The organism is Nonomuraea polychroma (assembly GCF_004011505.1).
In the GTDB taxonomy this organism is placed as follows: Bacteria; Actinomycetota; Actinomycetes; order Streptosporangiales; family Streptosporangiaceae; genus Nonomuraea; species Nonomuraea polychroma.
On the sequence record NZ_SAUN01000001.1, the window covers coordinates 8,913,869 to 8,939,090 of the forward strand.

The 25,222-nt window shown below is 70.3% G+C and carries 24 protein-coding genes; 15 read left to right on the forward strand and 9 right to left on the reverse strand.

Features of this window, described 5'->3' with window-relative positions; translation table 11 throughout:
• Positions 1-36: 36 nt before the first annotated feature.
• From EDD27_RS40985 to EDD27_RS41010, 6 genes are all read left to right on the forward strand, one after another.
• Positions 37-603, forward strand: a complete 567-nt coding sequence (locus EDD27_RS40985) for an NADPH-dependent FMN reductase (RefSeq protein ID WP_127937170.1) — start codon at positions 37-39, stop codon at positions 601-603.
• 13 nt (positions 604-616) lie between these two features.
• Positions 617-1,585 (forward strand): ATP-binding cassette domain-containing protein, encoded by a 969-nt coding sequence (locus EDD27_RS40990; protein WP_127937171.1) that lies wholly within the window; start codon positions 617-619, stop codon positions 1,583-1,585.
• Positions 1,582-2,424: an ABC transporter permease gene (locus tag EDD27_RS40995; protein WP_127937172.1), complete on the forward strand. Its 843-nt coding sequence runs from the start codon at positions 1,582-1,584 to the stop codon at positions 2,422-2,424. The genes EDD27_RS40990 and EDD27_RS40995 overlap by 4 nt, the downstream gene beginning before the upstream one ends.
• 77 nt (positions 2,425-2,501) lie before the next feature.
• Complete coding sequence (locus EDD27_RS41000) at positions 2,502-3,074, forward strand: class I SAM-dependent methyltransferase (protein WP_127937173.1); 573 nt, start codon at positions 2,502-2,504, stop codon at positions 3,072-3,074.
• Between the two features lie 94 nt (positions 3,075-3,168).
• Positions 3,169-4,371: a cytochrome P450 gene (locus tag EDD27_RS41005; RefSeq protein ID WP_127937174.1), complete on the forward strand. Its 1,203-nt coding sequence runs from the start codon at positions 3,169-3,171 to the stop codon at positions 4,369-4,371.
• Between the two features lie 48 nt (positions 4,372-4,419).
• The gene (locus tag EDD27_RS41010) at positions 4,420-7,833 is read left to right on the forward strand and encodes an ATP-binding protein (protein WP_241564527.1); all 3,414 of its coding nucleotides are present in this window, start codon (positions 4,420-4,422) and stop codon (positions 7,831-7,833) included.
• A gap of 67 nt (positions 7,834-7,900) precedes the next feature.
• On the opposite strand, the gene EDD27_RS41015 is transcribed toward EDD27_RS41010, so the two are convergent.
• The 3 genes from EDD27_RS41015 to EDD27_RS41025 all read right to left on the reverse strand — a co-directional run bounded on the left by EDD27_RS41015 (position 7,901) and on the right by EDD27_RS41025 (position 11,032).
• Positions 7,901-8,713, reverse strand: coding sequence for an SAM-dependent methyltransferase (locus EDD27_RS41015; protein ID WP_421916569.1), 813 nt, complete (start codon positions 8,711-8,713; stop codon positions 7,901-7,903).
• 928 nt (positions 8,714-9,641) lie between these two features.
• Positions 9,642-9,851: a DUF234 domain-containing protein gene (locus EDD27_RS55980; RefSeq protein ID WP_206642284.1), complete on the reverse strand. Its 210-nt coding sequence runs from the start codon at positions 9,849-9,851 to the stop codon at positions 9,642-9,644.
• Positions 9,852-10,111: 260 nt separating this feature from the next.
• Positions 10,112-11,032, reverse strand: coding sequence for an AEC family transporter (locus EDD27_RS41025; protein WP_127937176.1), 921 nt, complete (start codon positions 11,030-11,032; stop codon positions 10,112-10,114).
• Between the two features lie 71 nt (positions 11,033-11,103).
• On the opposite strand from EDD27_RS41025, the gene EDD27_RS41030 reads away from it, so the two are divergent.
• Both EDD27_RS41030 and EDD27_RS41035 read left to right on the forward strand, forming a co-directional pair.
• Positions 11,104-12,057, forward strand: coding sequence for an NAD-dependent epimerase/dehydratase family protein (locus EDD27_RS41030; RefSeq protein WP_127937177.1), 954 nt, complete (start codon positions 11,104-11,106; stop codon positions 12,055-12,057).
• 35 nt (positions 12,058-12,092) lie between these two features.
• The gene (locus tag EDD27_RS41035; RefSeq protein ID WP_127937178.1) at positions 12,093-12,305 is read left to right on the forward strand and encodes a hypothetical protein; all 213 of its coding nucleotides are present in this window, start codon (positions 12,093-12,095) and stop codon (positions 12,303-12,305) included.
• A 2-nt stretch (positions 12,306-12,307) separates the two neighbouring features.
• On the opposite strand, the gene EDD27_RS41040 is transcribed toward EDD27_RS41035, so the two are convergent.
• From EDD27_RS41040 to EDD27_RS41060, 5 genes are read right to left on the reverse strand one after another with little or no spacing between them, the layout of a single operon-like run.
• Complete coding sequence (locus tag EDD27_RS41040) at positions 12,308-13,573, reverse strand: ABC transporter substrate-binding protein (RefSeq protein ID WP_127937179.1); 1,266 nt, start codon at positions 13,571-13,573, stop codon at positions 12,308-12,310.
• A 5-nt stretch (positions 13,574-13,578) separates the two neighbouring features.
• Positions 13,579-14,640 carry a branched-chain amino acid ABC transporter permease gene (locus tag EDD27_RS41045; protein ID WP_127937180.1) on the reverse strand — a complete coding sequence of 354 codons (1,062 nt, stop codon included), beginning with the start codon at positions 14,638-14,640 and terminating at the stop codon, positions 13,579-13,581.
• Positions 14,637-15,518: a branched-chain amino acid ABC transporter permease gene (locus EDD27_RS41050; RefSeq protein ID WP_127937181.1), complete on the reverse strand. Its 882-nt coding sequence runs from the start codon at positions 15,516-15,518 to the stop codon at positions 14,637-14,639. Before EDD27_RS41050 ends, EDD27_RS41045 begins: the two co-directional genes overlap by 4 nt.
• Before the next feature lie 2 nt (positions 15,519-15,520).
• Positions 15,521-16,237 (reverse strand): ABC transporter ATP-binding protein, encoded by a 717-nt coding sequence (locus EDD27_RS41055; protein WP_127937182.1) that lies wholly within the window; start codon positions 16,235-16,237, stop codon positions 15,521-15,523.
• A complete protein-coding gene (locus EDD27_RS41060; RefSeq protein WP_127937183.1) occupies positions 16,234-17,058 on the reverse strand; it encodes an ABC transporter ATP-binding protein in 825 nt (274 codons plus the stop codon). The genes EDD27_RS41055 and EDD27_RS41060 overlap by 4 nt, the downstream gene beginning before the upstream one ends.
• A 178-nt stretch (positions 17,059-17,236) precedes the next feature.
• Between EDD27_RS41060 and EDD27_RS41065 the strand changes: the two genes are divergently transcribed.
• Genes EDD27_RS41065 through EDD27_RS41085 form a run of 5 tightly spaced genes read left to right on the forward strand, consistent with a single transcriptional unit; the run spans position 17,237 to position 21,689 of the window.
• Entirely contained in the window at positions 17,237-18,607 is a 1,371-nt protein-coding gene (locus tag EDD27_RS41065) for a PucR family transcriptional regulator (RefSeq protein WP_127937184.1), read from the forward strand.
• On the forward strand, positions 18,594-20,099 hold the full coding sequence (locus EDD27_RS41070; protein ID WP_127937185.1) for a long-chain-fatty-acid--CoA ligase: 1,506 nt from the start codon (positions 18,594-18,596) through the stop codon (positions 20,097-20,099). Before EDD27_RS41065 ends, EDD27_RS41070 begins: the two co-directional genes overlap by 14 nt.
• Positions 20,100-20,122: 23 nt before the next feature.
• The gene (locus tag EDD27_RS41075) at positions 20,123-20,890 is read left to right on the forward strand and encodes a sulfite exporter TauE/SafE family protein (protein WP_127937186.1); all 768 of its coding nucleotides are present in this window, start codon (positions 20,123-20,125) and stop codon (positions 20,888-20,890) included.
• A gap of 17 nt (positions 20,891-20,907) precedes the next feature.
• Positions 20,908-21,144, forward strand: a complete 237-nt coding sequence (locus EDD27_RS55985) for a hypothetical protein (protein ID WP_206641874.1) — start codon at positions 20,908-20,910, stop codon at positions 21,142-21,144.
• Positions 21,141-21,689 carry a GNAT family N-acetyltransferase gene (locus tag EDD27_RS41085; protein WP_127937187.1) on the forward strand — a complete coding sequence of 183 codons (549 nt, stop codon included), beginning with the start codon at positions 21,141-21,143 and terminating at the stop codon, positions 21,687-21,689. The genes EDD27_RS55985 and EDD27_RS41085 overlap by 4 nt, the downstream gene beginning before the upstream one ends.
• 83 nt (positions 21,690-21,772) lie before the next feature.
• Here the strand turns inward: EDD27_RS41085 and EDD27_RS41090 are convergent, their stop codons facing one another.
• Positions 21,773-22,495, reverse strand: a complete 723-nt coding sequence (locus EDD27_RS41090; protein ID WP_127937188.1) for a hypothetical protein — start codon at positions 22,493-22,495, stop codon at positions 21,773-21,775.
• 133 nt (positions 22,496-22,628) lie between these two features.
• Between EDD27_RS41090 and EDD27_RS41095 the strand changes: the two genes are divergently transcribed.
• Complete coding sequence (locus EDD27_RS41095) at positions 22,629-24,026, forward strand: ATP-binding protein (RefSeq protein WP_127937189.1); 1,398 nt, start codon at positions 22,629-22,631, stop codon at positions 24,024-24,026.
• On the forward strand, positions 24,020-25,222 hold the full coding sequence (locus EDD27_RS41100; protein ID WP_164904014.1) for a tetratricopeptide repeat protein: 1,203 nt from the start codon (positions 24,020-24,022) through the stop codon (positions 25,220-25,222). Before EDD27_RS41095 ends, EDD27_RS41100 begins: the two co-directional genes overlap by 7 nt.

The window sequence follows — 25,222 nt, forward strand, 5'->3', positions numbered from 1 at the left end:
CCTAGGAAGTGACGGCGCAGAAGGGAGGGGCGGACCATGAGCCCGTTGCGGGTAACGGTGATCATCGGCAGCACCCGGGTCGGGCGTGTCGGCGACGCGGTCGGGCACTGGTTCGCCGAGCGGGCCCGCTGCCGGGATGACCTCGCACTCGAGGTGCTCGACCTGGCCGGGTACGCCTTCCCCGGCTGCTATCCGGCTGCGGCCACCCCCGCCATGCGCGGCTTCACCGCGGCGGTCGGCGGCGCGGAGGCGTTCGTGATCGTCACGCCGGAGTACAACCGCAGCTTTCCCGCCTCGCTCAAGCAGGCGATCGACTTCGCCTACGACGAGTGGCAGGCCAAGCCGGTCGGATTCGTGGCCTACGGCTCCGGCTCGGCCGGGCTCTACGCGGTCGAGCAGCTCCGTACGGTCTTCTGCGCCCTGCACGCCGTCACCATGCGCGACTGGGTAGGACTGGACCTGCTCGGCGAGGGCTTCGAGGGATGCGGGCGGCCCCGCGACACCGACGACCGGCTGCGGGCGATCGCGGCCATGCTCGACCAGCTCACGTGGTGGGGCCGCGCCCTGCGGGACGCCCGCCGCGCCCAGCCGTACGTCTCGTGACTTCAGGGAAAGGATGATCATGCTGGCGATAGAGACCTCAGGACTGGTCAAGACCTTCGGCGACACGCGGGCCGTCGACGGGCTCGACCTCAAGGTGCCGGTCGGTGCCGTGTACGGCGTGCTCGGCCCCAACGGCGCCGGCAAGACGACCGCCGTACGCATGCTGGCCACGCTGCTGAAACCGGACGCGGGACAGGCCAGCGTGTTCGGGCACGACCTGGTGCGCGAGGCGGACGCCGTACGCGGCCGGGTGAGCCTGACCGGCCAGTACGCCTCCGTGGACGAGGAAATGACCGGCGAGGAGAACCTGATCCTGCTCGCCCGGCTGCTCGGCCACCGCAAGCCGGCCGCAAGGGAGCGGGCGGCGCAACTGCTGGAGGCGTTCGGGCTGTCGGAGGCCGGGGGGCGGCAGGTCAAGACGTACTCGGGCGGCATGCGGCGGCGCATCGACATCGCGGCCAGCATCCTCAACACACCCGATCTGCTCTTCCTCGACGAGCCCACCACCGGACTGGACCCGCGCAGCCGCAACAACGTCTGGGACATCGTCCGCATCGTCGTGGCTCACGGCACCACGGTGCTGCTCACCACGCAATACCTGGAGGAGGCCGACCGGCTCGCGAGCCGCATCGCGGTCATCGACCACGGCAAGGTCATCGCCGAGGGCACTCCTGGCGAGCTGAAGTCGTCCGTCGGCGCGGGCTCGGTCCACGTACGGCTGCGTGACCCGGCCACCCGCCCCGACGCCGAGCGGGTGCTGGCCGAGACGCTGAACGCGCCCGTCTACCTGGAGTCCGACCCGGTCGCCCTGACCGCGCGCATCACGGGCAGCGGCAACGAGGCCGAGCAGGCCTCGCGTGCCCTGCACCGGCTGGCCGAGGCCGGCATCGTCGTCGACGACTTCTCCCTCGGCCAGCCCAGCCTGGACGAGGTCTTCCTGGCCCTCACCGACCACCGCGCCACCGAGGAGGCGGCAGCATGAGCACGACAACCGAGAGCACTACCACGTACGCCCCCGCGGCCGAGGTCCTCGGCACGGTCCTGGCGCCAGGGGCCAGACCACGGCGGCCGAGCGCCTGGTCGGCATCGGTCACGTTCGGCTGGCGGGCGATGTTGAAGATCAAGCACGTGCCCGAGCAGCTCTTCGACGTGACGGCGTTCCCCCTGATGATGACGCTGATGTTCACGTACCTGTTCGGCGGCGCGCTGGCCGGGTCGCCGACCGAGTACCTGCAGTTCCTGTTGCCGGGCATCATGGTGACGAGCGTCGTGATGATCACCATGTACACCGGTGTGGAGGTCAACAAGGACATCGAGAAGGGGGTCTTCGACCGCTTCCGCACCCTGCCGATCTGGCGCCCGTCCACCATGGTCGGCTACCTGCTGGGCGACCTGCTGCGGTACACGATCGCCTCGGTCGTCATCCTGGTGGTCGGGCTGGTGCTGGGCTTCCGCCCGCTGGGCGGGTTCACCGGCGCGGTGGGCGGGATCCTGCTCCTGCTCGCCTTCTCGTTCGCGTTCTCCTGGATGTGGACCATGTTCGGGCTGCTGATGCGCAGCGAGAAGTCCGTGATGGGGGTCAGCATGCTGGTGCTGATGCCGCTGACCTTCCTGAGCAACGTCTATGTCGATCCGTCCACCATGCCGGGCTGGTTGCAGGTGTTCGTGAACGCGAGCCCGATCACCCACCTGGTGAGCGCCGTACGGTCCCTGATGGGCGGCACGCCGGACGCCGGCGAGATCACGTGGGTGCTGGTGTCCTCAGCGGTGCTGATCGCCGTGTTCGGCACGCTGACCATGCGGTTGTACAACCGGAAGTGAGCCGCTTTCTGTGCCCGGTACTCCTCGACCGGCCGCGGCCGCGTTGGCGGCGAATCGGTGACGGGCTCATTCGCTTTATGCCAGAGGACACCTTCGACGAACGCACAGCGGAGACGTACGAAGCCAAGTGGCCGGAGCTGTTCGACCCGGCGGTGGTCAACCCGGTGGTGGACTTCCTCGCAGATCTGGCCGGCTCGGGCGCCGCGCTCGAACTCGGCATCGGCACCGGCCGCATCGCCCTGCCGCTCAGCCGGCGCGGCGTCCCCGTGCACGGGATCGAGCTGTCACCGGCCATGGTGGCGCGGCTGCGGGCCGCGCCCGGCTCGGAGAACATCGGCGTGACGATCGGCGACCCGGAGCTTCGCCGGCTCCCGCCCGGCCAGACCGTCCACCCGTTCACGGTGACCCCCGAACACCTCGGCTTCGAGGAATACGACGTCGCGACGCAGATCGCGTACTCCCATCACTACTGGGTGGTGGACGGGCAGCTCGAGACCCGCTCGACGCCGCACCGCTACGTGTGGCCGGCGGAGCTGGACCTCATGGCGCGGCTGGCCGGGATGACGTTGCACGAGCGCTGGGCCGGCTGGAACCGCGAGCCCTTCACCGGCGAGAGCAGGAGCCACGTGTCGGTGTGGCGGAAGACGTGATTCTGTCTCACATCTGATCGACGATCACACTAGTACGGACCCTCCGGGGTTGTTACGGTTTACGCGACCAATGACGATCATCTAGGGGTAACCCATGACCGATTCCTCGGTGATGCCGCTGCACATGCGGCGAGTGGAGTTCGACCCGGCTCCGGAGCTGGCGGCGGCACGTGAGGAGGAGGGGGTCAAGCGCGTCCCCAGCGTGTACGGCGGCGGGGCGGAGGCCTGGCTCGTGACCCGGTACGCGGACGTACGCGAGGTGCTGGGCGACGCCGAGCGATTCAAGATCGCACCGCAGACCATCGCCCGCCTGCCCGGGGCGCCGGAGCTGACCAAGGAGCAGCTCGCCAAGATCAACGCGGGCAACCTGATCGGTGTGGACCCGCCCGAGCACACCCGGCTGCGGCGCATGCTCACCCCCGAGTTCACGATCCGGCGGATGCGCCGCCTCGAGCCGCGGATCAAGCGCATCATCGACGACCACCTGGACGCGATCGAGGCCGCCGGGTCCCCGGCCGACCTGGTGCCGACGTTCGCGCTGCCGATCCCGTCGCTGGTGATCTGCGAGCTGCTCGGCGTCCCGTACGAGGACCGCGAAGGCTTCCAGCACCGCTCCAGCAGGATGCTCGACATGAGCGTGCCCGCCGAGGAGCGGGTGGGCCTGCAGTTCCAGGCGCGTGCGTACATGGAGGACTTGGTCCAGCGCATCCAGGCGGACCCGGGCGAGGACCTGCTGGGCATGCTGGTCCGCGAGCACGGCGACGACCTGACGACCGACGAGCTCATCGGCATCGGCAGCCTGCTGCTGTTCGCCGGGCACGAGACCACCTCCAACATGCTCTCCCTCGGCACGCTGGCTCTGCTGCGCCACCCCGAGCAGCTGGAGCTGCTGAAGAAAGAGCCCGAGCGGATCGACGGCACGGTGGAGGAGCTGCTGCGGTGGCTCAGCATCGTGAACTCGGGCACCACCAAGGTCGCCACCACCGACGTCGAACTCGGCGGGAAGAAGATCGCGGCCGGCGACCTGGTGATCTGCGCTCTGCCCGCCGCCAACCGCGACCCTGGGCTCATGCCCGACGCGGACAAGTTCGACCTGGAACGCGGCGCGCCCGGGCACGTCGCCTTCGGTCACGGCGTCCACCACTGCCTGGGAGCCCCGCTCGCCCGCATGGAGCTGAAGATCGCCTTCCCGGCGCTGTTCCAGCGTTTCCCCGGGTTGCGCCTGACGGAGAACGCGCCGCAGTTCCGCTCGTCCAGCATCGTGTACGGCCTGTCCTCGTTGGAGGTCGCCTGGTAGCGATTTGCCGGTGGATTTGTCGGTGAGGACGGGTACCGTGCAACCGTCATGCCTATGGATACCGCGGCGCACGAGCTCATCGGCAGGGACCACCCGGCCGCGCTGCTGCGTGCCGAGATCGCCCGGCTGATCGCCAGTCACGGCGGCCTGGTGCTGGTCACCGGCGAGGCGGGCATCGGCAAGACCACGCTGGTCACGAGCGCGGCGCGGGAGGCGAGGCGGCAGGGCGCGCTGGTGGTGGGCGGCGCGTGCTGGGACTCCGCGAGCGCGCCAGGCTATTGGCCGTGGACCCAGGTCATCCGCGCCCTGCGGCGCGGCGCCGAGCCCGAGGAGTGGGCCGCGGCGGAGAGTGCGGCGGGGCCCAGCCTTGCCGCCCTCCTGGGCGATCAGACCTCGCACGAGGACCAGGGCAACAGGGCGTCCCCTTTCGCCCCGGTCTCTCCGAGCGGAGCCGAGGTCCCCGACACCTTCAAGCTCTACGACGCGGTCACCTCGGCCCTGGTCGCGCTCGCCCAGCGCCGCCCGGTCGTCATCGTCATCGACGACCTGCACGTGGCCGACCCGGCGTCGCTGCGGCTGCTGGAGTTCGCGGCCCAGCAGACCTGGTTCGAGCGGGTGCTGCTCATCGGCACCTACCGCGACGCCGAGGTCGAGCCGGTCGACCACCCGCTCCGCGCCCTGCTGTCGCCGCTCGGCGCCAAGGCCACCACGACCATCACGCTCACCGGCCTCGACGAAACGGCGGTGGCGGCGCTCATGGCCCGCACCGTCGGTGAGCAGCCACCACCCGGCCTGGTCGCCGAGGTCCATCGCCGCACGGGCGGCAACCCGTTCTTCGTCGAGCAGACCGCTAGGCTGTGGAGCAGCGGCGGCTCGGCCGACGCCATCGCGCCCGGCGTCCGCGACGCGCTGCTGCGCCGCCTGTCTCTGCTGCCGCGGCCGGTCGCCGAGCTGCTGCCCGCCGCGGCCGTGCTGGGGCGCGAGTTCCACCGGCAGGTGCTCGCCGCGACCATCGAGGCCCCGGTCGCGCACGTGGACCGGCTGCTGGAGCTGGCCGTGGTCGCCAAGCTCGTGGTCACCAAGGGCGGCGGCGTGTTCGCCTTCGCACACGACCTGGTGCGCGAGACCCTCTACGACTCCCTGGACGACCCGGGCGAGCGGCACGCCGCGGTCGTCGCCGCCCTCGATCGTTGGCCGGCCGGCGAACGCTCACCCGCCCTCCAACCCCTTGAGGGCTCGACCGGCCTCGACGGCAAGGTCCTGCCGAGCGACCTCGCCCGTCACGCGTACCTGGCGGGCGACCGCGTCGACCCGGGCCGGGCAACGGACCTGCTGCTCGCCGCGGCCCGGGACGCACGGGGCCGGATGGCGGGCGAGGAGCAGCTGGGCCATCTACGGCGGGCCCACGAGCTGAGCGCCGCCGCCGATCCCCGCACGCACGCGATCGTCGCACTCGAGCTGGGCAAGGAGCTGCACCACCACGGCGACGATGACGAGGCACGCCGGCTCTTCGAGCAGGCCGCCGCCATCGCCGGCGAGCTCGACGACGCCGAGCTGTCCGCCCGCGTCGCCCTGACCTTCCGCTCCTACTACGGCCGTGACAAGGCCTTCGACCGGTTGAGACAGGCCCATGCCCGGCTGGTCGGCAGCCCGGCGCCGGACGAGCGGCTCGCGCTCGACCTGGTCGTCCGCCTTGCCCAGCTGGCCAGGCAGGGTGGCGACGACGACGCGCTGGCGTTCAGCCTGTGGGCGCACCACGACATCATCTGGGGGCCGGGCACGGCGCGGGAGCGGGTGGCGCTGACGGGCGAGCTGATCGACCTGGCGCGGCGCACCTCCGACCCCGAGCTGGAGCATTTCGCCAGGGCGCTGCGCTGGGTGGCCATGATCGAGCAGGGCGACCCGCGCTACCTCGACCAGTTCCAGGACTACGCCGCCAACGCCCGGCGCAGCGAGCAGCCGCACTTCCTCATGACCATGGCCATCGACGAGAGCATCCTCGCGGCCTTCGCCGGCCGTTTCGCCGAGGCCGAGTCCCTGCTCTCGGGGATCCGGCTGGACAGCACGCACGACCACATGGACTTCATGCTCAGTCACCACCGCTGGGCGATGTCGTGGTTGCGGGGGCGGGTGGAAGAGCAGGAGAAGATTCTCGACCAGCTGAGGACCACCGCCCACCCGTGCGTCGGCGTGCTGGAGGCCCTGACGGCGCTGCAGGCAGGCGACCCCGACCTCGCGCTCCGCCGCCTGGCCACCGAGCAACCGCACGACGGCAACCCGGCTGGTACGAAGGCGCACGACGGCAGCCCGGCCGCCGTCGGCAACGCGCACGACGGCATGTCACAGCCGTTGTGGCTGCGCCTGCAGGCCGAGGTGGCGGCCTCCACCCAGGACCTGGAGCTGTGCGCCGCGGCCAGGGCCGCGTTGTCGCCGCATCGCGGACAGTGGGCGGTGGCGCTGTTCGGCTGGGACGTCAGCGGCCCCTACGACCTGTGGCTGGCCAAGGTGGACGCGGCGGAAGGCCGCTGGGCCGAGGCCGTGACCGGCTTCACCGCAGCCTGCCGCTCCGCCGACCGCATGGGGGCGCGGCCCTGGTCCGTGCTCGCGCGGGCGCACCTGGCCGAGGCGCTGTTCGCCCGCGCCGCGCCTGGCGACGCGGAAGCGGCGCAAACACTGCTGGACGGCGTCCGCCAGGACGCGGCCGAGCTGGGCATGCGCCACGTGCTGGAGTCCGTACGTCCGTCGCGCACCCCATCGGCCACCTCACCGCCGGACGACCCTCGGCCCCGGCCCGATGCCCCCGGCCGGGGCGGCGCGCTGGGCTTGCTCGGAAACGCCTGGACCCCCCTGTCAGTCCGATCGACCAGACCCGACCAGCCTGGCGAAGACACGCCCGGCACTCGGCGGGACGGCACGAAGGGAGAGTTCCGGCGGGACGGGGCGGTCTGGTCGCTGATGTTCTCAGGACGAGCCGCGCACATGCCGGACGCAAAAGGGCTCCGCGACCTGCACATCCTCCTCAGCCGTCCGGGCGAGGACGTGCCCGCCGTACGCCTGCTGAACCCAGAAGGCGGCGAGGTGGTCCTGGCCGCCCGCCGGATGGGCGGTGACGACATGCTCGACGAGGAGGCCAAGACCCGCTACCGGCGCCGCCTGACCCAGCTGGACGAAGAAATCGACCGGGCCGTGGGGCGGGGCGACGACGGGCGGGCGGCCGAGTTCGATCGGGAGCGTGCGGCGCTGCTGGAAGAGCTGCGGGCGGCGGCGGGCCTCGGCGGCCGTACCCGCCGCCTGGGAGATGAGGCCGAGCGCGCCCGCAAGACGGTCACGGCACGCATCCGCGACGTGCTCCGCAAGCTCGACCACGCCCACCCCGAACTGGCCGCTCACCTGCGCGCCTCGATCTCCACCGGGTCGACGTGCCGCTACCAGCCGGAGGACGAGACCGCCTGGCGGCTCTGAGCGCTCAGCGCCACGTGTCATGGCACGGGATGTCTTGAAGACGGAACTTCCATCGACTGCCGCGGGGTCATGGTTTGCGGGCCACTCCACACACGGCGCTCACGACAGTGGCCGGATCGTCCCAGCGGTCCGGCTCAGGCCGCCACTCCGGCGTGGATACCACGCCAGGCTCCACCAGCTCCAGGCCGGCGAAAAAGCCGGCAATCCGCTCCGGACTGCGCAGTTGGTAGGTGTTGGCGGCGCTCTTGTTGTACGCGGAGACCGCCTCAATCAGGGCCGGGTTGGTGTTCGTGCCGTCGCTCAGCACCAGATAGCTTCCGGCGGCGAGGGGCTCCACCAGCCGGTCGACGATGCCCTGCGGATCGTCATCGTCAGTCAGCTGCCCTGCGATGCTCAGCATCATGAGCGCGATCGGCCGGGAGAAGTCCAGCGTCCTGGCCGCCTGCCCCAGAATGAGGTCGGGACGGCGGACATCGGCGTCGATGTAGTCCGTGGCGCCTTCTGACGTGCTGGTGAGCAGGGCCCGGGCGTGCGCCAGCACGATCGGATCGTTGTCCACGTAAACCACGCGCGATTCTGGCGCGAGGCCCTGTGCGACCTCGTGCGTGTTGTTCGCCGTAGGCAGCCCGGTGCCGATATCCAGGAATTGCCGGATCCCGGCCTCCTTCACCAGGTAGCGCACGGCACGGATGAGGAACTCGCGCTGCAGCCGGGCGACCATCGCGAAGTCGGGAAACAACCGCAGCAGAGTTTGGCCGGCCTCGCGGTCCACCTGGAAGTGATCTTTGCCACCAAGCAGGAAGTCCCACACCCTCGCGGAGTGCGGCACTGTGGTGTCGACGCGGGCCCAAGCCGACGCGGCAGCGTTGCTATCGCTCACAATGAAACATGATTCCATGTCAATGGTCTCGAATGTGCTTAATGCCGGTGAACAGCCTGATCCGGTGCGGTCATGTCCGGGGATCCGTTCTGCTGGTGGTGGGAGTTAGGCGAAGGCTGAGTGGATGATCTCGGCGCAGGCAGCGGCGTCGAGCGTCAGGCCCCGCGTAACGCGGCGACGTCGAGGGTGAAGCGCAGCACGGGCAGCACGTGGGCCAGGAAGCCACCAGCCGAAGAGATCACCTAGCGTCTCTGAGCAGTCAGTGCCACGCCCCATCAACGAGATTCGCGTCCCAGAGCCGCGCGTGCGACTCCTGCCAGCTGATCAGGTATGACAACCCTGCGTGCCACGTCCACGACCTGCCCCCACGTGTCGACCGCGAAGCCTCTCTGCCGGAGGAGGGCGAGCAATTGCCCCTCAGGCGGACCACCGCACAAGCGACCGATCTCAGGCGATGCCTGCGCGCATAGGGGAAGGGAGCCCAACGTCGGTGTGTGAAGACAGCCTCAGGAAGTCCCCATGCCCGTCAGACCGCGGAACACCATACCCGCTGTCTTTGCCTGCGGTTACGGGCTCGTCCAGCAGCCCCAGGCCGGCCTGGGCGAGCCCTAGGATGAGCAATGAGCGCGTACAGCCGGAGAAGCACCGCGCTCGCTTTGCTCGCTCGACGTCGAGCGCATGTCATGCGGTCGGCATCGCTGGCCATCGCCGCCGCGCGTATCTCCTGCGAGGCCAGTTTGAGCCACGACCGATCCGGTTAGGAGCGCCACGCTGCGAGGAGTTCCGCCGGGCCGAACGCAGCGTCGAGCCCCGCGCAGTCAGTCCCGCTGCGGGAGACCGCTACCAACGGCACGGGATCTGGCGTGAGAGCGGCGCGGTGGCGGTGCAGTGCCGCGAGGTCGTGGCGGTCGAAGGGGGAGTTCTCCAACTATTTCACCGAACCGACGAAGAGCAACTCCTTGGCGACGGGCGCGCGGTCCGCCCCCACGATGTCGATCTCCACATCATTGGTACGGGTCCAGTAGCCGCCGACGGCCGGGGCCGCGGGAAGGCCCGCGTCAGGCAGCAACCGCGCCAGCGCCTCACGCACCAGAGGCTCGACAGCTCGTCCGCGCCAACTGGTCCAATTCTCGCGGATGCCATGGCGCCATCCTCTGCGCCGTCCCCTTCAGGGGAAACTAACATGAATGTTAGCAACATTGATGTTAGTGACATCCCAGTTACTCAAGGAAACGGCGATCCCCGATGGCTCGGGTCACGCCGTGACGGCGACGAGGCGGAACGGGCCCACAAGACCGTCACGGCCAGAATCCGCGACGTCCTGCGCAAACTCGACCACGATCTCCAGCCCTCCATCGGGCCGCGCGGGTGGCGACCCGGCCAAGTTTATCCCCGGGCTCAGCCTAGGACCGCGCCGATCGCCGTCATGATCGGGATGGACAGGACCGTGGTGATGAGGACGGCGCTGCGAGCCAGGCGCCGGCCCGTGTCGTAGTTCACCGCGTACACGTAGATGTTCTGCGCAGCGGGGAGTGCGGCGAACAACGTGGCGGCGAGCAACGCGCTGTCGTCCAGGCCCAAGGCGAAGCGGGCGGTCAGGTACGCGATCGCGGGCTGGACCACGGATTTCAGCGCGACCACGAGGCCGATGTCCCAACCCAGGCCACCGCTCTGCTCAGTCGGCGCGCGCTGGGAGCCGTACAGGCTGAGGCCGTAGGCGAGCAGGGCGACCGGGATCGCCGCGCCGCCGAGCAGCTCGATCGGGCGCATGACCGTGACGGGGAGGGAGAAGCCGGTCAGGGCGCAGGCCAGGCCCAGGAGGGAGGCGACGGTGAGGGGGTTGCGTATCGGCAGGAGGAGAGCCGAGCGGATCGACCTGGCTCCCTTGTCGAGGATCAGGAAAGAGATCGGGGTGATGACGATCAGCTGGAAGAGGAGGATGGGCGCGACCAGGGCGCCGTCGCCCAGCACGTAGATGGAGATGGGCACGCCGAGGTTGCCGGCGTTGACATAGGACGAGGCGAGGGCGCCGATCGTGGTCTCGCGGCGGTCCCTGCGCCAGAGCAGCTTCGCCACCAGGACATACGCCAGCTGTACGCACGCCACGGCGACGACCTCCGTCAGGAGCACCGGCGAGAGCAGAATGCCGAGGTCGGCCCGAGAGACCGTGACGAACATCAACGCGGGCGTGGCCACGAAGAAGGCCAGCCGCGACAACACCAGCTCGTCGCTGGCACGGAGTAAGCCGCCGGCGCCGACGACGTACCCGAGCACGGCAACGGACACCAGGGCGGCGAACGCCGCGACAACCCCCGACACGCTGAACTGACCTCCGAAATCGGACGTTAAGGAGCGTATCGGGTCGCCCTGGTGCAGGTTAGGCTGCCTCCATGCGTGTAGTGGTGATCGGCGCCAGCGGCCATATCGGCACTTATCTCGTTCCCCGGCTCGTCGAAGCAGGTCATGACGTGGTGGCGGTGAGCAGGGGCAAGCGGGAGCCCTACAGCCCGCACGGGGCGTGGCAGCGAGTCACCACCGTCACGGCCGACCGGGACGCGGAGGACGCCGACGGGACGTTCGGGCGGCGGATCGTCGAGCTGGAGGGCGACGTCGTCATCGACCTCATCTGCTTCCAGGAGGACAGCGCGCGGCACATCGCCGAGGCGCTCCACGGGCGCGTGCGGCAGTTCCTGCACTGCGGGACGATCTGGACGCACGGGCCGAGCGCGCAGGTGCCGACGACCGAGGACCGGCCGAAGCGGCCGCTCGGGGAGTACGGGAAGCAGAAGGCCGCCATCGAGGCGTATCTGCTGGAGCGGGCCCATCGGGACGGGTTCCCGGTGACGATCATCCATCCGGGGCACATCACCGGACCCGGGTGGGTGCCGGTCAATCCTGCCGGGAACGTGAATCCGGCTGTTTTCCAGACGCTGGCGGATGGGGAAGAGCTCGCGCTGCCGAACTTCGGCATGGAGACCGTGCAGCACGTGCACGCCGACGACGTGGCACGCATCTTCATGGACGCGATGGCCAATCCGTCGGTGGCGGTGGGCGAGAGCTTCCACTCGGTCGCGACGAGCGCGCTGTCGCTACGCGGGTACGCCGAGGCGGTGGCCGGGTGGTTCGGCCGGGAGGCGCGGCTGACGTACCTGCCGTGGGAGCAGTGGCAGGCCACGGTGTCCGAGTTCGACGCGCAGATCACGCTCGACCACATTTCCTACAGCCCGCACTGCAGCATGGAGAAGGCCGAGCGGCTGCTCGGCCACCGGCCGCGCTACACGCCCCTCGAGGCCATCTCAGAGGCCGTGAACTGGCTGGCCAGAACGGGCGTCATCAGCACCTGAAGCTGACCGGAAGGGGTCCGAGCGTACAGAAGGCCATGGCTTCCCTGCTCGTCACCATCCTCGCCGTCTTCTCCGCGCAGCAACTCCTCACCCCGGTGCTGGCGCTGTCCACCGCCCTGTACGAGCTCGCCCCGGTGACCCCGGTCCTCACCGCGTTGGCGGCGGCGGCGACGGCCGTCGTACTGGCGTGGTTGTCACCGGCCGCCCGCCACGCCAAAGCCGCGGCCGAGGCCGTCGCCGCCTCCTAGCGTCACCCGGTCAGCGGACCGAACTCCTTCCGCGTGTCGATCACGTCACCGAACAGCTCCCACCGTTCGCCCTTGAACGTCATGAGCTGCATCGACTCGATCGGGAAGCCGTCGCCCTGCGCCGTGTTGAGCGTCACCCCGGGCAGCAGCATGTCGATCTGGACGTTCTGCAGGTTCCGTACGGAGTCCCGCAGACCCTCGCGGGTCGGGCACTTGGCCGCCTCCATGGCCTTGTGGAAGCTGTTGGCCACCGCCCAGCCGAAGGTGTGGTACGGGATGTTCGGATCGGCGCCGGGGGCGTACTGCTGCATCTTCTGCTTGTACAGCGTCATCTCGGCGTCGCTCTGCCAGGTCGGGTCGTTGGGGTCCTTGTAGTACGAGCTGGACACGATGCCCTGCACGTTCTCGAACCCGACGGGCTTGAGCACGGTGATCGAGGCCGCGACGTTGTTGATGATGTGCAGCGGGTTCCAGGACGTGTTCTTGGCGTCGGCGGCCAGTGCCTGGGAGCCGAACTTCGGCGTGGTGATGTTGAGGAAGACGTCCGCCTTCGACTCGGCGAGGTTACGCATCTGGGGATCGATGCTGGGGTCAGAGACCTCGTAGCTCTGCTCGGCCACGATCTGAACCTGGGTGCCCTCGATGGCCCGTTTGAAGCCGCCGAACAGGTCCTTGCCGAAGTCGTCGTTCTGGTAGAGCACGGCGACCTTGGCCTCGGGCTTCTCCATCTTGAGGTATTGGGCGTAGACGCGCGCCTCGGAGATGTAGTTGGGCTGCCAGCCGATGGTCCACGGGTGCGCGGTGTCGGTGCCCCACTTGGACGCGCCCGTGGCGACGAAGATCTGCGGCACCTTGCGCTGGTTGGTGTAGTCCCAGGTGGCGGTGGTCGAGGGCGTGCCCAGCGTCTGGAACAGCGCGAACACCTGCTCCTGCTCGACCAGCCTGCGGGCCTCCTCGACGGCCTTCGGCGGCTGGTAGCCGTCGTCGCGCACGACGAACTCGACCTTGCGCCCGCCGATGCCGCCCTTCTCGGCATTGACGTAGTCGAAGTACGCCTTGATGCCCTTCGGGATGTCGCCGTACGCCGAGGCGGGGCCGGACAGCGGGTAGATGCCGCCGAGCTTGATGCTCTTGTCCGTGATGCCGGTCGTCTGCTGTCCCTGGCACTGACCCGAGGCCGTCGTGCCCGTGCCGCCGCTGTCCCGTCCCCCGCAGGCGGCGACGGCAAGCACGAGCAGTGCCGTACAGCCGATCGCTGATACACGCATCCCTCTTACTCCTTCCGGGGAATTTTCCTGATCAAGCGCCCGGCCAGCCCGGCGAGGCCCGTCGGGGCCACGTACATCACCGCGATGATCAGCAGGCCGAAGATGACACCGGGCGCGGCGTCGTTGATCTCCTGCGAGATGCTCGGCACGAACATCACGAACAGCGCGCCGAGCACGGGCCCGGACATCGCGCCGAGCCCGCCCACGACCAGGCCGGCCAGCAGGGTGATGGACAGGTTGACGGTGAAGGAGTCCGGCGAGACGAACCCGATCACCCACGTGTAGAGGCAGCCGGCCGCCCCGGCGAACATCGCGCTCCAGGCGAACGCGAGCGTCTTGTAGAACGACAGCCGCACGCCCATGACCTCGGCCGCGATCTCGTTGTCCCTGACCGCGTGCAGCGCCCGGCCCACGCGCGACCGCAGCAGGCTGCCTGCCAGCAGGAACGCGGCGCCGGCGACGGCGAGGGTGAGGAAGTAGAGCCACTGGTCCTCGGCCAGTCCGCTCCACGCGGGCGGCGCGGGCTTGGCCAGCGTCAGCCCCATCGACCCGCCGGTGACCTCCTCGAACCGCTTGAGCAGCGGCACGAGGAAGATCGCGATGGCCAGCGTGACGAGCGCCAGGTACAGGCCGCGCAGCCGCATGGCCGGCACGCCGAACGCGAGGCCCAGCACGAACGCGACGGCCGCCGCGATCGGCAACGTCAAGGGGTACGGCAGGGCCCAGCGATCCATGAGGATCGCCGCCGCGTACGCGCCCACCGCGAAGAACGCGCCGTGACCCAGCGAGATCTGGCCGGCGTGGCCGACGAGGAGGTTGAGCCCGAGCAGCGCGACCGCGTAGACCAGCACCATCGTGAGCTGGAAGACGTGGAAGGGGACGAGCTGGAACGGCGCGTAGACGGCGGCCGCCACGAGCGCGGCTGCGGCCACCCACCGCCACCGGACCGCATCCCATCGGAAGCCGCGCGCCGACGTGGCACGGGCTTCGGCAGTCGCCGTGGCCGAGGCCGCGGTTTCCCCGGTTGCTGCGTTCTGCACCGAGTTGGTGTCCGCTCGCCCGGTCATGCGCGCTCCACCACCGCTCGCCCGAACAACCCCTGAGGCCGCAGCAGCAACACGCCCAGGATGATCACCAGCGGCACGCCGATCTTGAGGTCGGAGCCGATGAACCCGACGTAGGCGCCGGCCAGCGTCTCCGCGACACCGACGATCACGCCGCCCACGACCGCCCCCGCCGGGCTGTCGAACCCGCCCAGCGTCGCCGCCGCGAACGCGTAAATGAGAACGCCGCCCATCATGTTGGGCTCCAGGAACAGCAGCGGCGCGATCAGCACCCCGGACACCGCGCCGACGGTGGCCGCGAGCCCCCAGCCGAGCGCCAGCGTCCATCCCACCCGGATCCCGACCAGCCGCGCGGACGACGGGTTGGTGGCCACGGCCCGCATCCCCAGCCCGATCTTGGTGTGCTGGAAGAGCAGGTACAGCAGGCCCATGACCAGGGCGACCACGCCGAGCACGCCCAGCGTCGAGAAGCCGACGCTGACCCCGCCGAGCTCCAGCGCACCCTGGGGGAACGGGTTCGGGAAGTCCTTGATGAGGAAGGTCCAGATCCACCCGGCGGCGGCGTTGACGAAGATGAAGAGCCCGACGGTGACGATCACGATGGTCAGCTCGGGCGCGCCCTCCACCGGCCGGATGATCAGGCGTTCGATGAGCATGCCGCCGGCGAACGACACGACGAGCGTGAGCGCCAGTGCCGCCCAGAACGGCAGTCCCGCCGCCACGCACTGCCAGGCGATGTACGTGGAGAACATGGCCAGCTCGCCCTGGGCGAAGTTGACGATCCCGGTGAACTGGTAGATCAGCACCAGGGCCAGCGCCATGCTGGCGTAGATGGCGCCCGCGCCGAGCCCTTCGACAACCTGTTGCAGGAATCCGGCCATGCCTACACCCGGTATCCGAGGTAGGACTGCGCGACCTGCTCGTCCGCCCTGATCTGCTCGGCCGTGCCGGACAACACGATCCGCCCGGTCTCCAGGACGTGCGCCTGCTGGGCGATGCCGAGTGCGAGGTGGGCGTTCTGCTCGACGACGACCACGGTGGTGCGCTCCTCTTCGTTGATGGCCTGGACGATGCGGAACAGCTCCCGGGTGACCAGCGGCGCGAGGCCGAGCGAGGGCTCGTCGAGCAGGAGCACTCTGGGGCGCAGCATGAGGGCCCGGCCGAGGGCCAGCATCTGCTGCTCGCCGCCGCTGAGGCTGCCCGCGGCCTGCTTGAGCCGGGTCTTCAGGACCGGGAAGTAGGTGTAGATCCGATCGAGGTCGGCGTCCACGTCGCTCTTGCCGCGCCGGACGTACGCGCCGAGCCGCAGGTTCTCCTCGACGGTCAGCGGCATGAACGTGCCCCGCCCCTCGGGCACGTGCGCGACGCCCAGCCGGGCGACCGCGTCGGGCGAGCGGCCGGTCAGGCTCACCTCTCCGAGCCGGACCGCGCCGCGGGCCCTCACCATGCCGCACAGGGCGCGGAGCAGGGTCGTCTTGCCGGCGCCGTTGGGGCCCAGGATGGCGCAGATCTCGCCCTCCCCCACGTCGAGGGAGACGCCGTGCAGCACGCGGGCGTCGCCGTACCCGGCGACCAGGTCTTCCACGATGAGCGCTGTCATGCACCCTCCTTCGTCGGTCGCATGACAGATGTGCTGTGTCCATTTGTTCGCTCGCTGCGCTCACTCACGGCCGTCCCCAAGTAGGCCTCGATGACGCCGGGATCGCGCTGCACCTCGGCCGGCGAGCCCTCGGCGATCTTGCGGCCGAAGTCCAGGCAGACGATGCGCTCGCAGAGTCCCATGACGAAGCCCATGTGGTGCTCGACCACGATCACGGTCAGGTCGTACGCGTCCCTGATCGTCCGCAGCGTGCCCGCGAACTCCTCGACCTCGGCCGCGTTCAGCCCGTTCACGGGCTCGTCCAGGAGCAGCAGCCGGGGGCGGGAGACCAGCGCGCGGGCCAGCTCCACCCGTTTCAGGGTGCCGAACGGCAGCCCGGTCGCCGGATGCCCGGCCACCCCGGTCAGGCCGAGCCGCTCCAGCACGGCGTCGGCCTCGGCCCGCAGCGCCCGCTCCTCGCGGCGCACGCCGGGCAGCCGCAGCCCCGCCGTCAGGAAACCGGCGCGGCCCCGGTGATGCGCGCCGACCAGCACGTTGTCGCGTACGGACAGGCGCGGGAACAGGCCCAGGTTCTGGAACGTGCGCGCGATGCCGAGCCGCGCGATCGTGTACGGGGCCACGGCCGTCAGGTCGCGCCCCTCGTACGTGACCGTCCCCGAGTCGGCGTCGTACCGCCGGGTCAGGCAGTTGAACAGGGTGGTCTTGCCGGCGCCGTTCGGCCCGATGAGCCCCACCATCTCGCCGGGCGCCACCTCGAAGCCCACGCCGTCCAGCGCCGTGATGCCGCCGAAGCGAACGGTAAGATCGTGTACCTCCAGCATCCGGCCTCCTGGAGAACAATGTTCTGAATGGGGCTCAGCGTAGGATCCGCCGGTCAGGAGCCGCATTGGGCACGGTGACCCAAGATGTCTCAGGGGAGTTGTCCGCTGAGCACAGCGAGGGTCTCGGACCGGTTACAACCCGTTGACCGCCCCGCAATAGGCATGGATCATCCCCGACATGTCCGGTGGTTTCAGCACGGAAACGCTCACTGGTGCCGAGGCGGTCCGCGCCGAGCGCGCCCGCATCCTGTCCGAGCTGCTCGGCGACGTCCCGCGGCTGGCCGACACCGCGGTCGCGGCGATCATCGCGGAGATCCCGGCGTACGCGGCCCAGGGCCGCGACTTCCTGGCCGACGTACGCGACCAGGTCGTCAGGCACTATCGCGCCAAGCTCGCCGTGCTCCTGGAGGAGCGCCGGGTGACGCCGGAGGACATCTCCTTCTCCCGGCGGGCGGCCATGCGCCGGGCCAGAGCCGGGGTGGCGCTGACCGACTACATGAACGCCTACCGGGTGGGGCAGCGGATCTTCTGGGAGTCGCTGGTCGAGCGGGCGGGACCCACCCCGGCCGGGCGCGAGGCGGCGTTGTCGCTGGCCATGTCACAGATGCGGTACTGCGACTTCGCCAGCACGCACGCGGCGAACGCGTACATGGAGTTCCAGCAGTACGCCTCCGCCGAAGCCCTGCGCGAGAGCCGGGACCTGCTCGAAACGTTGCTGGCCGGAGGCACGCCGATCCGCGGCAGAGAGCTGGCCACCGCGCAGGCGCACGGCCTGGCGCCGGACACGCGCACGCCGCTGCTCGTGGTGATCGCGGTGCTGGTGGCCGCGCCCGCGGCGGCCGAGCTCGATCGGGACGCCGAGGCCAGGCACGCCGCCTGCGCGGCGATCGCCAGGCTTGGCGGCAACGGCACGCGGACGTTGTCGGTCGTGCGCCGCTCGGAGATCGTGGCGATCCCCGTGCTCGGTCCGGGGACCGGGCCCGAGGAGTTGTGCGACCGGCTCCAGGGGGTGCTGGACGGGCTGGCCACCGAGGGCATCAGGCTGGCGATGGGCGTCAGCACGGTGTCGGCGGGGACGGCGGCGATTCCGCAGGCGTACCAGGAGGCAAGGTCCGTGCTGGACTTCGTGCCCGAGGAGGGCGGGGTGGCGGCGCTGCCCAGGATCACGCCGTTCCAGTACCTGGCGTTGCGGGCCGACGACATCGCCCGCCACCTGGTGGACCCGCGCATCACGGCGCTGCTGGCCGAGGATCGGGCGCGCGGCGGCGTGCTGACCGCCACGATCAGGGCGTTCGCCGCCGCCGACCTCAACCTGCGCAGCGCGGCCGAGCACCTGCAGATCCATCCCAACACCGCCCAGTACCGGCTGCGCAGGATCCAGGAGCGCACCGGGCGCAGCCTGCGCTCGATCAACGACCTCGTCGAGCTGCTCGTGGCCATCGCCCTGCAGGACTCGCTGCCCACAAACGCCGGCCGGGAAAGACTGGCCACGGCGACCAATGAGGGCCGCGGGGTCGCCGACGTACGGTCATTCCATGAACCTCGCTGACCGGCTCCACACCGTCGCGGGGCGGCTCGGTGGCAGAGCGGTTCTCACGCTGGACGAGGCCGAGCTCACCTACGGCGTGCTCGACGAGCTGAGCGCCCGCCTGGCGGGGCTGCTGCGGTGCCGCGGGATCGTCGCCGGCGACCGGGTCGCGATCATGTTGCCGAACGTGCCGGAGTTCGGCGTCGTCTACTACGGGGTGCTGCGGATCGGGGCCGTGGTGGTGCCGCTCGACCCGCTGCTGAAGCGGCGGGAGATCGCCGCGTACCTCGGGGACTGCGGGGCGCGGCTGCTGATCGCCTGGCACGCGTTCGCCGAGACCGCCGAGGCCGGGTCCGCGGGCACCAAGGCGGACTGTTTCTTCGTCGTGCCCGAGGAGTTCCGCCGGCTGCTGCGCGGTGTGCCGGCCGAGCACGACATCGCCGTCATGGACGCGGACGACACCGCGGTCATCCACTACACGTCCGGGACCACCGGACGCCCGAAAGGCGTCGAGCTGACCCACGCCAACCTGGCCGGCAACGCCGCCACGGTGGCCCACATGCACGCGCTCGGCGTGGATGACGTGGTGCTCGGCGCGCTGCCGCTCTACCACACATTCGGTCAGACGTGCTCGCTCAACGCCACCGTGCACGCGGGGGCGCGGCTGACGTTGCTGCGCCGCTTCGAGCCGGGCCGGGCGCTGGAGGTGATCAGGCGCGACGGGGTGACGGTGTTCCAGGGCGTGCCGACCATGTACATCGCGCTGCTCGACCACCCGGGCGCCTCCGACATGTCGATGTTGCGTGTGTGCACGTCCGGCGGAGCCGCGTTGCCGCTGGACGTGCTGCGGGCGTACGAGTCCCGCTTCGGCTGCCAGATCATCGAGGGCTACGGGCTCAGCGAGACCTCACCGGTCGCCGCCACGAACCGGGGCGGCCACGGCCGCCGGCCGGGCTCGATCGGCTGGCCGATCAGGGGCGTGGAGATGAAGGTGGTCGACGAGGAGGGCCGGGAGGCGCCGCACGGCGAGATCGGCGAGATCGTGATCCGCGGCCCCAACGTCATGAAGGGCTACTGGAACAACCCGGCGGCCACCGCCGAGGCCATCCGCGACGGCTGGTTCCACACCGGCGACCTCGGCCGCGTCGACGAGGACGGCTTCTTCTTCCTGGTGGACCGCCGCCGCGACGTGATCATCCGCGGCGGTTACACCGTCTATCCGCGTGAGGTGGAGGAGGTCCTCTACGAGCACCCGGCGGTGCGGCAGGCGGCCGTGCTCGGCGTGCCGCACCCGGAGCTGGGCGAGGAGATCGAGGCCGTGGTGGCCGTACGGGAGCCGGTGAGCGGCGAGGAACTGCGTGACTTCGCACGAGAGCGGGTGGCCGCCTACAAATACCCCCGGCACATTTCGTTCGTGGACGAACTTCCTGTGAGCCACACTGGAAAGATCCTCAAACGCGCACTCACGGCGTCCCGGGTCTCATATATCGAGAGCAATCGTCTTACTAATTAAGACATCCTCTAGAGTCTCCCGGCATGACACCTTGGGAGATGGCCGCGGTGCTGGCGGCCGGCGTGGCGGGCGGGGCCATCAACACCGTCGTGGGCTCCGGATCGCTGATCACGTTCCCCACGCTCCTGGCCGTCGGCCTGCCGCCGATCACCGCCAACGTCTCCAACAACATCGGCCTCGTCCCCGGCGGCTTCACCGGTGTCATGGGCTACCGGCCCGAACTGAAGGGCCAGCGCGCGCGCCTGCTCGCGCTCGCCCCGGCCTCCGTCATCGGCTCCCTGATCGGCAGCTTCCTGCTGCTCAACCTGCCGGAGAGCAGCTTCAACGTGATCGTGAGCGTGCTGATCGGGGTGTCCTGCGCGCTTGTGGTGATCCAGCCCAGACTCAGCCGCCTGCTCACCGCGCCGGAGCTCGGCGCCCCGCCGAGCTCCGGCGAGCACGGCGGGCCGTGGCTGTGGCTGGGCACGCTGGCCGCCGGCATGTTCGGCGGCTATTTCGGCGCCGGGCAGGGCATCCTGCTCCTCGGCCTGATGGGCATCCTCCTCGCCGATGACCTGCAGCGGCTCAACGCGGCGAAGAACGTGCTCGTGCTGTTGGTCAACTCGGTGGCCGCTGTGCTGTACGTGGTGGTGGCGGACGTGAACTGGCTGGCGGTGCTGCTGGTGGCGCTGGGCTCCATGGCAGGCGGCTTCGTCGGGGCCAGGGTGGGGCGCAGGCTGCCGGCCGCGGTCCTGCGCGGTGTGATCGTCTGCATTGGCGTCGTGGCGATCGTGAAACTCCTCACAGATTAGAAGGCTTTGCAGCTTAGATGAAAATCGTTACCATTGTCGGCCGTGCGCCTCGGTCGTCGTGCCTTCCTTTCGCTGCCGCCATCGTCCTTGCCGGATGCGCCGCTCAATCTGAAACCGGGGCCATGTCGTCGCAGCCCAGAAGGGGTGGCCTGACGCTGCTGCTCATCAGCCATGACATGGACGTGGTCGCCAGACTGGCGGACCGCGTCGCCACGCTCGACGTCGGCCGGCTCACTTGGGAGGGAAAGCCATGAACCCCTACGTCATCCAGCGCGCCGCACTCCGCCACCTCGACGGCGCGCGGCAGATCATGCTGGACACCTTCTACCGCGACTTCGGCTACGGCTACCAGCCTCAATGGCATGGGGACGTGATCGACCTGGAGGGCACGTACCTGCTGCCCTGCAGGCACACGCTCCTCGTGGCTCTGCACGGCGACGAAGTGGTCGGCACCACGGCCGTGCGCGCGCAGGGCCCGAAGAGCCCGCCCCACCCGGAGTGGCTGGCCAGGCTCTACCCGGACGGCAAGACGGCGCAGCTCTTCCGGGTGTACGTGGCCCCCGCCCATCGCCGGCACGGTCTGGCCCGCGACATGGTCCGCCAGGCCTGCCGCTTCGTCGCGGACTGCGGCGACTACCGGTCGATCTACCTGCACACCGACACTCGGGTGCCGGGGGCGGAGGCGTTCTGGCGCTCAATGGCCGAGCCGGTCTTCGACGACCGCGACGGCGACCCCGACCACCTTCAGACCCTGCATTTCGAGCTCCCGATGCCGACGTCGTGTGAAAGTCCCCATTAGTTTGTCCGGAATCCCGAATTTCGGTCGTGAAGTACGCCAGGATCGTCCGGGTGAGTCCCCGGATCGTTGTCCCGTTCGTCGGCTCAGCCGGACAGGCCGGCGACGAAGGCCACGGGGATCAGAGCGACCGTGAGCGCGACGGCCCACCAGCGCGGAGCCGGGCCATTGCGCAGCACCGTGACGCCCAAGGGCACGAGGGCGACCGCAAGCCCGGCCAGCGCGACCAGCGAGACGGGGTCGGTGCTGCCCTTGAGCACGCCCAGCGGCAGCGCGCTCGCGAGCGCCAGCGCAACGGAGCTCGCGCATCTGGCGGTGCCCGCGACGCCGCCGCCGAAGGCCCTGGCGCGGTAGGCGCCGATCGCCAGCACGATCCAGCCGCCCATGATCGCGACGTTGGCCGCCTTGAAGAGGTGGAAGGCACCGTACGTGGAGGAGACCGCCTGTTGCGCCGCCGCCGGCCCCAGCACGTCCACCATCTGGAACGCCAGATGACTCACCCCCGCGTGGAAGACCCGCCCGAACAGCCCGAGCACCACCAGCGTGCCACCCCATGCGGCCCACCCCGGGTGCGTCGCCCCGATGCGGCGCGCCAGCGCGGCCACGGCCGGCCACAGCAGCACGACCCCGGCCGCGAACAGGCTGTAGGACAACGCCATCTTCGCCGGCTCCGCCGCGTAGGCGGCGAGCTGACCGGGGAAGAAGTCGTCCTCACCCATCCGGACCAGCACCGCGGCGAGCAGCAGGAGCGGCCCGAGCACCAGCCCGGTCCCTTCGACCCAGCGGCCGGGGAACTGATTGATCGTCATGCCACCGATTGAACCGGCGGCCGCGCGCCGGCACACGGGCGCTCAGGCGAGAGCCGGGGTAGAGCCAGCACCACCTTCGATAGCCTGCGTAGTTTGGTAATAACGGGATTCCTGCGACAGAAGGGACGAGCACGTGCTCGACGATGGCGGCCTCCAGGCACTCCGTGAGGCGGCGCGCCTGTCTCCGGACAATCTTCCCCTTCGGCGGCATCTCGCCGATCAGCTCCTGAAGAAGGGGTACCTCGCCGAAGCCGAGGCCGAGTTCCGGGCCGCGCTCGTGCTGGCCCCCAAGGACACGGACGTCGTCGCCGGGCTGGCCGAGGCGTTCGTCCGGCAGAGCGCGCACGGAGAGGCGCTGGCGGTGCTCGAACCGTTCCTGGCCGACTTCCACGCCTACCCGCCGCGGATGGGGATTCTCGCGGCCAGGGCGCTACTCGGGGAGGGTGAGCAGGGGAAGGCGGCCTACCGCTACTACGAGGCGATCTCCCGCGATCCGTCCCTCGCCGACCCCGAGCTGGCCGAGCGGCTGCCGATCCCGATCGTGCCCTCCAAGTCCGCCCCAGCGGCCCCGCCCGCGCCCGCCGCTCCCGCGCCGGCGTACGCCGCCCTGGCGGGCGCGCCGGCGCCCTCGGCTGCCGACTCCGCGCCCGGCGGGGCGGAGGTGGAGCGGTCGAAGCACACCTTCGCCGACGTGGCCGGGATGGAGGCGGTCAAGGAGGCGCTGCGGGTCAAGCTCCTACTGCCGATCCAGCAGCCGGAGCTGTTCGCCGCGTACGGCAAGCGCGCCGGCGGCGGCGTCCTGCTGTACGGCCCGCCGGGAGCGGGCAAGACCCACCTGGCCAGGGCCGCGGCCGGCGAGCTTGGCGCGTCGTTCGTCAACGTCGGCCTGGCCGACATCCTCGACATGTACGTCGGCTCCAGCGAGCGCAACCTGCGCGCCACGTTCGACCTGGCCCGCCGCAACCGCCCGTGCGTGCTGTTCTTCGACGAGGTCGACGCGCTGGCCGCGCGCCGCTCCGACATGCGCCAGGCACACACCAGGCAGCTCGTCAACCAGTTCCTGGCCGAGCTCGACGGCGTGGACCAGGACGCCAACGAGGGCGTCCTGGTGCTGGCCGCCACGAACGCGCCCTGGTACATCGACGTGGCCTTCCGCCGCCCGGGGCGCTTCGACCAGCTCGTGTTCGTGCCGCCGCCGGACACCGCGGCGCGGGCGGCCATCCTGCGCATCCTCTGCCGTGACAAGCCGCTGGCCGAGATGGACTTCGACGCGGTGGCGCGGGCCACGGAGCACTACGTCGGCGCGGACCTGAAGGGCCTGGTGGACCGCGCGGTGGAGGTCAAGCTCCAGCAGTCGATCAGCGCGGGCCGCGCCATCCCGTTGTCCACGGCCGACCTGCTGGCCGCCGCCCAGGGCACCCGGCCCTCCTCTGTGCGCGAATGGATGGCCACCGCCCGGAACTACGTGCTGCACGCCAACGAGTCAGGCGCGTGGGACGAGCTGATGCCATGGATCAAGGCCAAATGGTGAAAATCGACCAGTCGCTCGATCGGGCGAGGATGCTGCTGCGGCTGCAGCGACCGGCCGACGCCGAGCGGGAGCTGCGCGGCGTGCTCGCCATCGAGCCGCAGCAGGACATGGCGCACTGCCTGCTGGCCATTGCCCTGGTCCACCAGGGCAAGGCGGCCGAGGCGATGGTCATGGCGCGGGAGGCGATACGCCTGGTGCCGGATCACTGGTATCCGCAATACGTGGCCGGGCAGGTGTTCTACCGCATCGGCCTGGCCGACCCGGCGATCGCCGCCGCGAAGGAGTCACTGGCGCACTCCACCGAGGAGACGTCAACGTGGGAGCTGCTGGCCCGCGCCCACATGATCAAGGGGCAGTGGCGTGAGGCGGCGGATGCGGCCCAGCGCGGGCTGGCCCTCGATCCGCAGGTGTCGGACCTGGTGAGCCTGCTGTCGATGGCCCACACCAAGCTCGGTGAGGCCGGACCGGCCAGGGCCGCCGCCGCGCACGCCGTACAGCTGGACCCGGAGAGCGCCACCGCGCACCTGGCGGCCGGCCGGGCGGCGCTGGCCTTCGGCGACCCCAAGGCGGCCGCCGACTCCTTCCGCGAGGTGCTCCGCCTCGACCCCGGCTTCGGCCCCGCCAGGGATCTGCTGGTGGCGGCGCTCAAGCAGCGCAACCCGCTCCAGCGCATGCTCTCGAACCTGCGGCGCCGCTACCTCGGCGGCTGGCGGCTGGTGTTCCTGCTGCCCGTGGCCCCGCCGCTGATCGCCGTCTTCGTCCTCATCGCGCTGCTGCACTGGGCGGCGTGGGTGGGCGAGACGGTGACCGTGCTGCGGCTGGCCCGGGCCAAGGCCACCCGGCTGCTCTTCGAGGGCTCCGAGGCCCGCGTGGCCATGGCGTGCTGCGCCCTGCTCCTCGCCGGGGCGGCGGTGCTCGCGCTGGGCATCGCGCTCGGCCATGAGGCGGTCGGCACCGCGGGCGTGGCGGTCATGGCTCTGGTCACCCCTGTGCAGGAGGCCACGCACACCGGCTCGCCCCGCGGCCGCAAGGTGCTCTACGGGTGGGCGGGGCTGCTGGTCCTGGCCATCGCGGCGGCGGTTGTCGCGGGCTCGCCGGCCGTCGCGTTGCTGAGCGTCTACGCCGGGCTTGGCACGATCTGGGTGGCGGCGGGCGTACGACGCTTCTTCCTCGACGGCACCGCAGCCGAGCTGTAG